Annotated in this window: 10 protein-coding genes; 6 read left to right on the top strand and 4 right to left on the bottom strand. The window is 59.4% G+C overall.

The features are described from left to right. Positions 1-21 precede the first annotated feature (21 nt). Entirely contained in the window at positions 22-324 is a 303-nt protein-coding gene (locus JOE34_RS08345) for a cell division protein ZapA (protein ID WP_003316170.1), read from the bottom strand. After that, positions 321-554, bottom strand: coding sequence for a hypothetical protein (locus tag JOE34_RS08340; protein WP_003316169.1), 234 nt, complete (start codon positions 552-554; stop codon positions 321-323). The genes JOE34_RS08345 and JOE34_RS08340 overlap by 4 nt, the downstream gene beginning before the upstream one ends. A gap of 411 nt (positions 555-965) precedes the next feature. Between JOE34_RS08340 and JOE34_RS08335 the strand changes: the two genes are divergently transcribed. Next, entirely contained in the window at positions 966-2,591 is a 1,626-nt protein-coding gene (locus tag JOE34_RS08335; protein WP_046266871.1) for a methyl-accepting chemotaxis protein, read from the top strand. Between the two features lie 822 nt (positions 2,592-3,413). Here the strand turns inward: JOE34_RS08335 and JOE34_RS08330 are convergent. Then, positions 3,414-3,872, bottom strand: a complete 459-nt coding sequence (locus JOE34_RS08330; RefSeq protein WP_046266855.1) for a transposase — start codon at positions 3,870-3,872, stop codon at positions 3,414-3,416. A gap of 124 nt (positions 3,873-3,996) precedes the next feature. Then, entirely contained in the window at positions 3,997-5,100 is a 1,104-nt protein-coding gene (locus tag JOE34_RS08325) for a GlxA family transcriptional regulator (protein WP_003402189.1), read from the bottom strand. Between the two features lie 782 nt (positions 5,101-5,882). Here JOE34_RS08325 and JOE34_RS08320 point away from each other — a divergent pair. From JOE34_RS08320 to JOE34_RS08300, 5 genes are all read left to right on the top strand, one after another. Then, positions 5,883-6,830: a choline ABC transporter substrate-binding protein gene (locus tag JOE34_RS08320; RefSeq protein WP_209995539.1), complete on the top strand. Its 948-nt coding sequence runs from the start codon at positions 5,883-5,885 to the stop codon at positions 6,828-6,830. Positions 6,831-6,894: 64 nt separating this feature from the next. Next, positions 6,895-7,743, top strand: coding sequence for a choline ABC transporter permease subunit (choW, locus tag JOE34_RS08315; RefSeq protein WP_170855970.1), 849 nt, complete (start codon positions 6,895-6,897; stop codon positions 7,741-7,743). Then, complete coding sequence (gene choV / locus JOE34_RS08310; protein ID WP_198705029.1) at positions 7,740-8,918, top strand: choline ABC transporter ATP-binding protein; 1,179 nt, start codon at positions 7,740-7,742, stop codon at positions 8,916-8,918. The genes choW and choV overlap by 4 nt, the downstream gene beginning before the upstream one ends. A gap of 260 nt (positions 8,919-9,178) precedes the next feature. Then, positions 9,179-10,432 (top strand): serine hydroxymethyltransferase, encoded by a 1,254-nt coding sequence (gene glyA / locus JOE34_RS08305; RefSeq protein WP_003427686.1) that lies wholly within the window; start codon positions 9,179-9,181, stop codon positions 10,430-10,432. A 17-nt stretch (positions 10,433-10,449) separates the two neighbouring features. Next, the gene (locus tag JOE34_RS08300) at positions 10,450-11,700 is read left to right on the top strand and encodes a sarcosine oxidase subunit beta family protein (RefSeq protein WP_003316161.1); all 1,251 of its coding nucleotides are present in this window, start codon (positions 10,450-10,452) and stop codon (positions 11,698-11,700) included. Positions 11,701-11,709 lie beyond the last annotated feature (9 nt).

The raw sequence follows: 11,709 nt of genomic DNA, 5'->3' as shown, positions 1-11,709 counted from the left end.
GACTGCGTCAGCGCATCACGTTCAGTTCGGGGCGATGGTCTTGGCGATCACATCCACCGTCGCTTCGACCTGCTCCCGGTAGCGCTTGAGCTCGACCTTGTGCAGTTGCTCAAGCTCGATCTGCTGCGAACACAGATTCAACGCCGCGAGTACCAGCAGACGGTCACCGATCAACGTCGGGTATTTGCGCTTGGTGTCGGCCAGCGATGCATTGAGCATCGCAGCGGCCTTCATGAGCGTCAGGTCTTCGCCAGCCGGCGCCTTGACCGAGTACTCATTGCCCAGAATGGTGAGAACGGTTACACCGCTGCCATCGACGTTCATGCGCCGACAGCACTTGCGCTGGTCGCGCGATCAACCAGTGCCTGGATGCGCGCGGCAGTGCTGCCATGCTTCTCTTCCTGCTCCATCAGACTCAGTTGCAAGTTCTCGTTCTCGTCCTTGGCTTTTGCCAGCTCGGCACCGAGCTGTGCATTTGTTTCCTGAAGGGCCTGGTTCTGCTGCACCAGATCGCCGACAAGTTGTTCCAATTGGCTAAGGGAGGCTTCCAACATTTTGATTTCTCGAGCAAATTTCAACGGGCGCGTACGATAAAGAAAAGTCGCTGCGCATACCAGCGCTCACCGCTCTGTCATCACATCGACACATCGATAACGTAGACGCGTAGGGGGCTTGTGACTCCTTATTCGGTATCCGGTTCCTGCTGTTCGTCAGACCGTCTGAAACTGCGACAAATGCGCGCAGGCAATGGGCAGACTGCCATCTCGGAAAAAGCCTACGCCCCGTCTTTTCAAGGGCTTGCGCCCGACCCGGGAGAGAAATGAAGAAATCGTCACGATTAAGTCACGCCCAATACGTGCCTATCGGCTCAAGACTTTAGTCGCACGTCCGATAGGCACCCCACTTACGGCTTTATCCCCGTCTCTAAATCGCATGGAACGCGTCAATGACCCTGGAAGCTTTCTATGTCCCTGCGAAATATGAACATCGCGCCCCGAGCGTTTCTTGGATTTGCCATGATCGGCACCCTCATGCTGATTCTGGGCGTCTTTGCGCTGTCACAGATGAGCAAGATCCGCAGCGCCACCGAGGCGCTGGCCGACAGCAATGTGCCCAGCATCAAGAGCCTCGATCGCTTCGCTGAAGTCAGTATTCGTCTGCGGGTGCTGTCCTACCGATTGCTGGTCAACCGCGATCCGGAAACCCAGCAGAAAACCATCGAGCTGATGGCGATGCGCAACAAGCAGATCACTGACGCTCAGGCCGTTTACGAGAAGCTGATCAGTGGCCCCGACGAGCGCGACCTCTATAGCCAGTACGTGCAGCTGCTGGGCCAGTATCGCCAGCTTGAAGACCGCCTGAAAACGCTGACCCGGTCCAACAACATCGACGAATTACAGGGCTTGCTCAACAACGAAATGGTCAACAACTCCGACCAGATGAACGTTGTGCTGCGCAAGCTGGTGGATATCAATACGGCGCAGTTGAATGCGGTCAAAGAACAGGCCTCCGTCGAGTATGACTCGGCATTCAACATGGTGATCGGACTGCTGATCGCCGCCACACTACTGACGATCGTGTTTGCCTGGATGCTGATCAAGAGCATTACCACACCGATCGCCACCGCACTGCTAGCAGCGGAGACCATTGCGCAAGGCAACCTGACCAAGCCGATCAGTATCGACGGCAGCGATGAAGCCGGTCGTCTGCTGCTGGCCATGAAAACCATGCAGGACAAGCTGCGCGATACCTTGCAGGGTATTTCCGGCTCGGCCACGCAACTGGCCTCGGCAGCCGAGGAACTGAACGCCGTCACTGACGAAAGCGCACGCGGGCTGGTGCAGCAGAACGATGAAATAGAACAGGCTGCCACTGCGGTCAACCAGATGACCAGCGCCGTGGAAGAAGTGGCGCGCAACGCCACCAGCACCTCGCAGGCCTCGCGCAGCGCGGCGACCTCTGCAGGCGATGGCCGCGACCTGGTTCAGGAAACCGTCAGCGCCATCGAGCGCATGAGTGGCGACGTGCAAGGCACTGCCGAGCTGATCATCAGCCTGGCCAATGAGTCGCGTGATATCGGCAAGGTGCTCGACGTGATTCGCGGCCTGGCCGACCAGACCAACCTGCTGGCATTGAACGCCGCCATCGAAGCCGCACGTGCCGGTGAAGCTGGACGTGGTTTTGCCGTCGTCGCCGACGAAGTGCGTGCCCTGGCACACCGCACCCAGCAATCGACCAGCGAAATCGAACGCATGATCAGCAGCATTCAGACCGGCACGGAACAGGCCGTCAGCTCGATGCGCAACAGCACTGAACGCGCCGAATCGACCCTGAACATCGCCAAGGGCGCGGGCCAGGCACTGAACACCATCAACAGCGCGGTCGAAGAGATCAACGAACGTAACATGGTCATCGCCAGCGCCGCCGAAGAACAGGCACAGGTCGCCCGCGAAGTGGACCGCAACCTGGTCAACATCCGCGACCTGTCGGCACAATCCACCAACGGCGCCAACCAGACCAGCGCAGCCAGCACCGAGCTGTCACGCCTGGCAATCGACCTCAATGGCATGGTGGCGCGCTTCGCGCTTTGATGCTTGAAAACGGGCGTTTTATTTCCGGAAGCTATGTTGTGTGAAAGCCAGTCTTCGCGAACAAGTTCGCTCCTACGCCCTTCGGGCAGAAGCAAACCGTGATCCCTCAGCTTCTGGCCGCAGGCCGTAGGAGCGAACTTGTTCGCGAAAAACACTCACGCCCTACGGCAGAAGCAGACCGTGAACCCCCAGCTTCTGGCCGCAGGCCGTAGGAGCGAACTTGTTCGCGAAAAACACTCTCACGCCCTACGGCAGAAGCAGACCGTGATCCCCAGCTTCTGGCCGCAGGCCATAGGAGCGAACTTGTTCGCGAAAAACACTCTCACGCCCTGCGACAGAAGCAAACCGTGATCCCCAGCTTCTGGCCGCAGGCCGTAGGAGCGAACTTGTTCGCGAAAAACACTCTCACGCCCTGCGGCAGAAGCAAACCGTGATCCCCAGCTTCTGGCCGCAGGCCGTAGGAGCGAACTTGTTCGCGAAAAACACTCACTCCCTGCGGCAGAAGCAAACCGTGATCCCCAGCTTCTGGCCGCAGGCCGTAGGAGCGAACTTGTTCGCGAAAAACACTCTCACGCCCTACGGCAGAAGCAGACCGTGATCCCCAGCTTCTGGCCGCAGGCCGTAGGAGCGAACTTGTTCGCGAAAAACACTCACGCCCTACGGCAGAAGCAGGCCGTGAGCCCTCAGCTTCTGGCCGCAGGCCGTAGGAGCGAACTTGTTCGCGAAAAACACTCTCACGCCCTGCGGCAGAAGCAAACCGTGATCCCCAGCTTCTGGCCGCAGGCCGTAGGAGCGAACTTGTTCGCGAAAGCTGCCCGTGCCTCAAACCCAGATAGCATCCCACAGCGGGTAATCCCCAAGCTTTTTAACCAAGCCCGCACGTAAAGGGTTGGCCACTATATAACGGGCTATCGGCGCAATATCCTTTTCGTCGCGGATTGCTCTGTCGTGGTACCCGGATTGCCACAAAGCGTGACGACGGACACACCGTTTTCCAACTGCAATCGAGCTTCGAGCCTTTAATTGTTTCATCAGGCTGGGCAAATCACCGGCCTTGAGTTCAAAAAGCCAGTGGAGATGGTCAGGCATGACTACCCATGCCATAGACTTGACCAGCCCCTGCTCTTCGCAACGCTTCATTTCTCGTACGAGCAGCCGTCCCAGCGGCATTTCGGCGAACACAGGTACACGGCCCTTCGTCACTGAAGTGACCACGTAAATCTGACCGACTGCCGAGCATCTGCCTTTGCGCAGGTGTCGTGTCGTTGCGCAATCAGGCATTCCATCGCCCTCCAGAACCGGTTCAACGTTGAACCTTAGCGTCTGTAGGGCGATGAGCAGAGCGAATGTTTTACAGCCTGTGAGAGATGCTTTCTCGTCGTGGGCATTTGCAAACCGGACTTTTTTAAAGCCTCACACTCGCAAACGTCGACTCATTACGCGCCTGACTCAGCGCCGACATCGGCCCGGACAACGGGGCGAGAACCAGGGCCTGCGGGATTGGCATCATCGCGACCTGCTGTGCGGTGTTGGACCCTACGCGCTCGTCACGTGGCGGGATGCCGAAGTATTCGCGGTAGCATTTGGAGAAGTGCGGTGTCGACACGAAGCCGCACACCGATGCCACTTCGATGATCGACATCGGTGTCTGCTTGAGCAGCTGTCGGGCGCGAATCAGGCGCAGTTTCAGGTAGTAGCGCGAAGGCGAACAGTGCAGGTATTTCTGGAACAACCGCTCCAGCTGCCTGCGCGAAACGGCGACATACACAGCCAGTTCGTCAAGATCGATCGGCTCTTCAAGATTGGCTTCCATCAGCGCCACGATTTCCTGCAGCTTCGGCTGATTGGTGCCCAACATGTGCTTGAGCGGCACGCGTTGATGGTCCTGTTCGTTGCGAATGCGCTCGTAGACGAACATCTCGGAAATGGCTGCCGACAACTCGCGTCCATGATCACGACTGATCAGGTGCAGCATCATGTCCAGCGGTGCGGTGCCGCCCGAGCTGGTGAAACGATTGCGGTCCAGCGTAAACAGCCGGGTGCTCATCGACACGCGCGGAAAGGCTTCCTGCATCGAGGCCAGACATTCCCAATGCACGCTGCACTCGAAACCATCCAGCAAACCCGCACACGCCAGCGCCCAACTGCCGGTGCACACGGCGCCCAGACGACGCGACTGACGCGCCTGGCCCTGTAGCCAGCTGACATGTTCACGCGTGACGGAGCGTTGAATACCGACACCGCCGCAGACGATGACAGTATCGAGCAAAGGAGCCTTGTGCATCGCCGCATCCGGCGTGATCTGCAGACCATCGCTGGCCCAGACCTGGCCGCCGTCGACACTCAGCGTGGTCCAGCGATACAACTCGCGGCCCGACAGCTGGTTGGCCATGCGAAGGGGTTCTACCGCCGATGCGAGGGAGATCAGGGTGAAGTTATCCAGCAGCAGAAAGCCGATGGACTGTGGCGCGCGATTCTGGGGTTGAGTCCCTTGATTGAACGATGTCATCACACTATCTCCTCTCATATGGCATACGGTTGGCCCCAGTACAGGCTCTTGTTGTAGCCCTCGTCACTGAAGGCGCTGTGATGACATCGCAAATCCCATGCCGGAATTTGATCGCTCATTCAAGAACACCCGAAAGCGACGTCGCGAAGCGTCTAACCGGCTGCGACCCACTTACCTGTTTGCGACAGCGAGGCCGCGGATCGCGCAGCTCGATGAGCAGTTCGGTAGCACTTGACGGAAACGACCAAAGGGTCTTGTCACGCCGAGTGCTACTCAAGGCACACCTCGAGGAAACGCTGCGCAGGGTAGACGCTCGCGCTAAAAAGTGGCGGACTGCAGGGCGCGTGATCGAAAAGCGCGCAGCCACCAAAAATGACACCTGACATGGCGTGACCACTGCCGGATCCGACCCGATAATGAACTTGTCGGCGTTACTCCCCTCCAAAACACCGCGTTCGCGCAGGCACCGACCTGCCAACCGACCGCTGCCGACCTGCGCAGCGACTGTGTAACGTACTGGCCGTTTTTTCGCAGTTCCGACACTGCAACCGGGCGTGCGTACGATGCAACGAATCTGTAAGCGACCTTGCGCGCACTGGATACGACGCCTCCTGCACTGGATACGACGCCCCCTGTAGGCGTTTGATTTTCCCTGTTACATGATCGGTTCCGACTCGATCGCCCGGCGCAGTGATGGAGCTTCGCGAAAAGCCTCGCCAACCCATAAGCCGCGTCAGCGTTCACCTGCTGATGACTAAAAGAAACTCACAGGAGTCCACCCCATGAAAGGTTCCAAATCGTTGCTGTTGGCCGCTACGCTCTGTATGCCGGTGCTAGCCCAGGCAGCCGAGCCAGAGGCCTGTCATACGGTCAACTTCTCCGATGTCGGCTGGACTGACATTACCGTCACCACTGCGGTAACCAGCGCCGTACTCGAGTCACTGGGTTACAAGACCAAAACCACCATGATTTCCGTACCGGTGACCTACAAGTCGCTGGCCGACGGCAAGAACATGGACGTGTTCCTCGGCAACTGGATGCCGACCATGGAAAACGACATCAAGCCCTATCGCGAAGCAGGGACCGTCGAAACCGTGCGTGCCAATCTGGAGAACGCCAAGTACACCCTCGCGGTGCCGGAAGCGTTTTACGACAAAGGTCTGCATGACTTCGCCGACATCGCCAAATTCAAGAAGGAACTGGGCGGCAAGATCTACGGCATCGAGCCTGGCAATGACGGCAATCGCCTGATCCAGAGCATGATCGACAAGAACGCCTTCGGCCTCAAAGACGCAGGTTTCAAGGTCGTGGAATCCAGTGAAGCCGCAATGCTGTCGCAGGTCGACCGCGCCGTGAAACGCAAAAACGATGTGGTGTTCCTCGGTTGGGAACCGCACCCGATGAACACCCGTTTCAAGATGAAATATCTGACTGGCGGCGATGACTTCTTCGGCCCCAACTATGGCCAGGCGACGATCTACACCAACACCCGCAAAGGCTACAGTCAGGAGTGCAGCAACGTAGGTCAGCTGCTCAAGAATCTGTCCTTCACGCTGAACATGGAAAGCACCCTGATGGGTAACGTGCTGGACGACAAAATGAAGCCTGATGCAGCCGCCAAGGCGTGGATCAAGAAAAACCCTCAAGTACTCGACACCTGGCTCGCAGGCGTGACCACCGTCGATGGCAAGCCAGGCCTGGAGGCCGCCAAAGCCAAGTTGACCCAGTAAGCCGACAGCAGGCGGCGCTGACCCGCCTGCTGCCCTCTTCACCTTCCGCAAGCGGACACCCGAAATCATGCTGACTGACCATAAAATCCCTCTGGGCGAGTACATCGCCGCATTTGTCGATTGGTTGACGGCCAACGGCGCCGATTACTTCGACGCAATAGCCTCGACACTGGAAATGATGATCCACGGGTTCACTTTCGCGCTGACCTGGTTCAATCCATTCGTACTGATCGGCCTTATCGCAGCCCTCGCGCACTTCATCCAGCGCAAGTGGGGCCTGACGGTTTTCGTCATCCTTTCGTTTCTGCTGATCCTCAACCTGCATTACTGGCAGGAAACCATGGAAACCCTGGCGCAGGTGCTCTTCGCCACGCTGGTGTGTGTCGTCATCGGCGTGCCGCTGGGCATCATTGCCGCGCACAAGCCGCTGTTCTACACCATCATCCGGCCGATACTCGACCTGATGCAGACCGTGCCTACTTTCGTCTACCTGATTCCGACGCTCACGCTGTTTGGTCTGGGCGTGGTACCCGGCCTGATCTCGACGGTGGTTTTCGCCATTGCCGCGCCGATTCGCCTGACCTACCTGGGTATTCGCGATGTGCCTCAGGAGTTGCTGGATGCCGGCAAGGCCTTCGGTTCGTCACGTCGCCAGTTGCTGACACGCATTGAACTGCCCTACGCGATGCCCAGCATTGCAGCCGGGATTACCCAGTGCATCATGCTGTCGCTGTCGATGGTGGTCATCGCGGCCCTGGTCGGCGCCGACGGCCTGGGCAAACCAGTGGTCAACGCGCTGAACACGGCCGACATCGCGCTCGGTTTCGAAGCCGGTCTGGCAATCGTATTGCTGGCCATCATGCTCGACCGCATCTGCAAACAACCCGAAGCCAAGGTAGGGTCCGACGCATGAGTATCATCAAATTCGACAAGGTAGACGTCATCTTCTCCAAGGACCCGCGTGAAGCCCTCAAGCTGCTCGACGAAGGCCTCACGCGTGACCAGATCCTCAAGAAAACCGGACAGATCGTCGGCGTCGAAAACGCCAGTCTGGACATCGAAAAAGGCGAAATCTGCGTCCTGATGGGCCTGTCGGGCTCCGGCAAATCTAGCCTGTTGCGCTGTATCAACGGCCTCAACACCGTCAGCCGTGGCTCACTGTTCGTCGAGCATGAAGGCTCGCAGATCAACATCGCCAACTGCAGCGCAGCCGAACTGAAAATGATGCGCACCAAGCGCATTGCCATGGTCTTCCAGAAATTCGCCCTGATGCCCTGGCTGACGGTGCGCGAGAACATCAGCTTCGGTCTGGAGATGCAGGGCCGCCCTGAAAAGGAACGGCGCAAGCTGGTGGATGAAAAGCTCGAGCTGGTGGGCCTGACCCAGTGGCGCAACAAGAAGCCCGACGAACTGTCTGGCGGCATGCAGCAACGAGTGGGCCTGGCGCGGGCACTGGCGATGGACGCCGACATCCTGCTGATGGACGAACCGTTCTCGGCGCTCGACCCCCTGATCCGCCAGGGGTTGCAGGACGAACTGCTCGCCCTGCAAACCAAGTTGAGCAAGACCATTGTGTTCGTCAGCCACGATCTGGATGAAGCACTGAAGCTCGGCAGCCGGATCGCTATCATGAAAGACGGCCGTATCGTGCAATACAGCGTGCCGGAGCAGATCGTGCTCAATCCGGCAGATGAATACGTGCGCACCTTCGTTGCACACACCAACCCGCTCAACGTGCTGTGCGGTCGCAGCCTGATGCGCACCGTCGACGAGTGCACCCACGTCAACGGTTCGGTGTGCCTGGACCCAAGCGGCGACTCATGGCTCGATCTGGCCGACGGCAACGTGATCAAAGGCGCGCGGCAAGGTGCCACGGCCCTCGATCTGCAGAACTGGGCCCCCGGTCAGGACGTCGCCACCCTGGATCGACGCCCTACGCTTGTGCATTCCAACATCGGCATGCGCGACGCGCTGCAGATCCGCTACCAGACCGGCAACAAACTGGTCCTGCAGGATGGCAATAAAGTGGTCGGCATTCTGGGTGATACCGAGCTGTATCACGCGTTGCTGGGCAAAAACCACGGCTGACAAGGCCTGTAACCGACAAGCCCGCTCCACCGCGCTGGACTCATCCAGCCGGGAGCGGGCTTTTTTTCGTCCACAGCCTTGTCCCCCGGGTAACTCCCCTGCCGCTATTTCTGCTCCCTCAGCCCCCATGTCGTAAACGCACCTTTGTGTGGCGTCCATAGGCATTTGGCGTCTTCGGTGCGGCCCTACCATCGCTCTCAGAGGGCTCTGTTCCGCCCGAACGACAAGTCAGGCGCCGCGCCGCCGCTGGGAGATCCGCGATGTTCAGCAAGCAAGACCAGATCCAGGGTTATGACGATGCACTGCTGTCGGCGATGAACGCCGAGGAGCAGCGTCAGGAAGACCATATCGAGCTGATCGCCTCGGAGAACTACACCAGCAAACGCGTGATGCAGGCGCAGGGCAGCGGTCTGACCAACAAGTACGCAGAGGGCTATCCCGGCAAGCGTTACTACGGCGGTTGCGAGCACGTCGACAAGGTCGAGCAGCTGGCCATCGACCGCGCCAGACAGCTGTTTGGTGCCGACTACGCCAACGTTCAGCCACACTCCGGCAGTCAGGCCAACGCAGCGGTCTATCTGGCGCTGCTCCAGGCCGGCGATACCGTGTTGGGCATGAGCCTGGCGCACGGCGGCCACCTGACCCACGGTGCCAAGGTCAGCTTCTCGGGCAAGCTCTATAACGCCGTGCAGTACGGCATCGACACCGCGACCGGGCTGATCGATTACGACGAAGTCGAGCGCATTGCCGTCGAATGCCAGCCGAAAATGATCATTGCCGGGTTTTCGGCCTATTCCAAGACCCTCGACTTCCCGCGCTTCCGTGAAATCGCCGACAAGGTAGGCGCTTACCTGTTCGTCGACATGGCGCACGTCGCCGGTCTGGTTGCCGCCGGTCTTTACCCGAATCCGCTGCCCTACGCAGACGTAGTCACCACCACGACCCACAAGACCCTGCGCGGTCCACGCGGCGGCCTGATCCTGGCCAAGGCCAACGAAGAGCTGGAGAAGAAATTCAATTCCGCCGTCTTCCCCGGTGGTCAGGGCGGCCCGTTGATGCACGTCATCGCCGCCAAGGCCGTGTGTTTCAAAGAAGCCATGGAGCCCGCCTTCAAGGTCTATCAACAGCAGGTCATCGACAACGCGCAAGCGATGGCGAAGGTGTTCATCGATCGGGGCTTCGACGTGGTCTCCGGCGGCACCGACAACCATCTGTTTCTGGTCAGCCTGATCCGTCAGGGTCTGACCGGCAAAGACGCCGACGCAGCGCTGGGGCGTGCGCACATTACCGTCAACAAGAACTCGGTGCCCAACGACCCGCAGTCGCCGTTCGTGACGTCCGGCCTGCGCATCGGTACACCGGCTGTTACCACCCGCGGCTTCAAGGTGACCCAGTGCGTCGAGCTGGCAGGCTGGATCTGCGACATCCTCGACAACCTCGGTGATGCCGATGTCGAGGCCGACGTCGCCAGCCAGGTCGCCGCCCTGTGCGCCGATTTTCCGGTTTATCGCTGAGTCAGGAGTAGCCTCACATGCAGCATTACTCAGGCTTCGGCCTTCTCAAGCATTCCCTCAGCCACCATGAAAACTGGCAGCGCATGTGGCGCACGCCGACCCCGAAAAAGGTCTATGACGTGGTCATCGTCGGCGGCGGCGGGCACGGTCTGGCCACGGCCTATTATCTGGCCAAGGAGCATGGCATCACCAATGTGGCCGTGGTCGAGAAAGGCTGGCTGGGCGGCGGCAACACTGCGCGCAACACCACCATCGTGCGCTCCAACTACCTGTGGGACGAGTCGGCCCACCTCTATGAACACGCGATGAAACTGTGGGAAGGCCTGTCCCAGGACCTTAACTACAACGTCATGTTCTCCCAGCGCGGCGTTTACAACCTGTGCCACACCCTGCAGGACATGCGCGATTCCGAGCGCCGCGTCAGCGCCAACCGGCTTAACGGCGTGGACGGTGAATTGCTCAACGGCCAGCAGGTCGCCGAGGAAATCCCGTACCTGGACTGCTCGAAAAACACCCGTTACCCGATCATCGGAGCAACGGTCCAACGCCGTGGCGGCGTCGCCCGCCACGATGCGGTGGCCTGGGGCTTCGCCCGCGCGGCCGACGCGCTGGGCGTCGACCTGATTCAGCAGACCGAAGTCATCGGCTTTCGCAAGGAAAACGGCGTGTGCATCGGTGTGGAAACCAACAAGGGTTTCATCGGTGCAAAACGTGTTGGTGTGGTAACCGCCGGTAATTCCGGGCACATGGCCAAGCTGGCAGGCTTCCGTCTGCCTATCGAATCACACCCGTTGCAGGCACTGGTTTCCGAGCCGATCAAGCCGATTATCGACAGCGTCATCATGTCCAACGCGGTACACGGCTACATCAGCCAGTCCGACAAGGGCGACCTGGTGATCGGTGCCGGTATCGACAGTTGGGTCGGTTATGGCCAGCGCGGCTCGTACCCGGTGATCGAACACACCGTCCAGGCCATCGTCGAGATGTTCCCGGTGCTGTCCCGCGTGCGCATGAACCGTCAATGGGGCGGTATCGTCGACACCACGCCGGACGCCTGCCCGATCATTTCCAAGACCCCGGTGCCGAACATGTTCTTCAACTGCGGCTGGGGCACAGGCGGCTTCAAGGCCACGCCGGGCTCGGGCAACGTATTTGCCGCCAGTCTGGCCAAAGGCGAGATGCACCCGCTGGCCAAGCCGTTCTCCATTGACCGTTTCCACAACGGTGCACTCATCGACGAACACGGCGCTGCAGCCGTAGCCCATTAACAGGAGAAC

This window comes from Pseudomonas sp. PvP028 (assembly GCF_017832255.1).
In the GTDB taxonomy this organism is placed as follows: Bacteria; Pseudomonadota; Gammaproteobacteria; order Pseudomonadales; family Pseudomonadaceae; genus Aquipseudomonas; species Aquipseudomonas syringae.
This window is presented reverse-complemented; position numbering and strand designations above follow the sequence as displayed.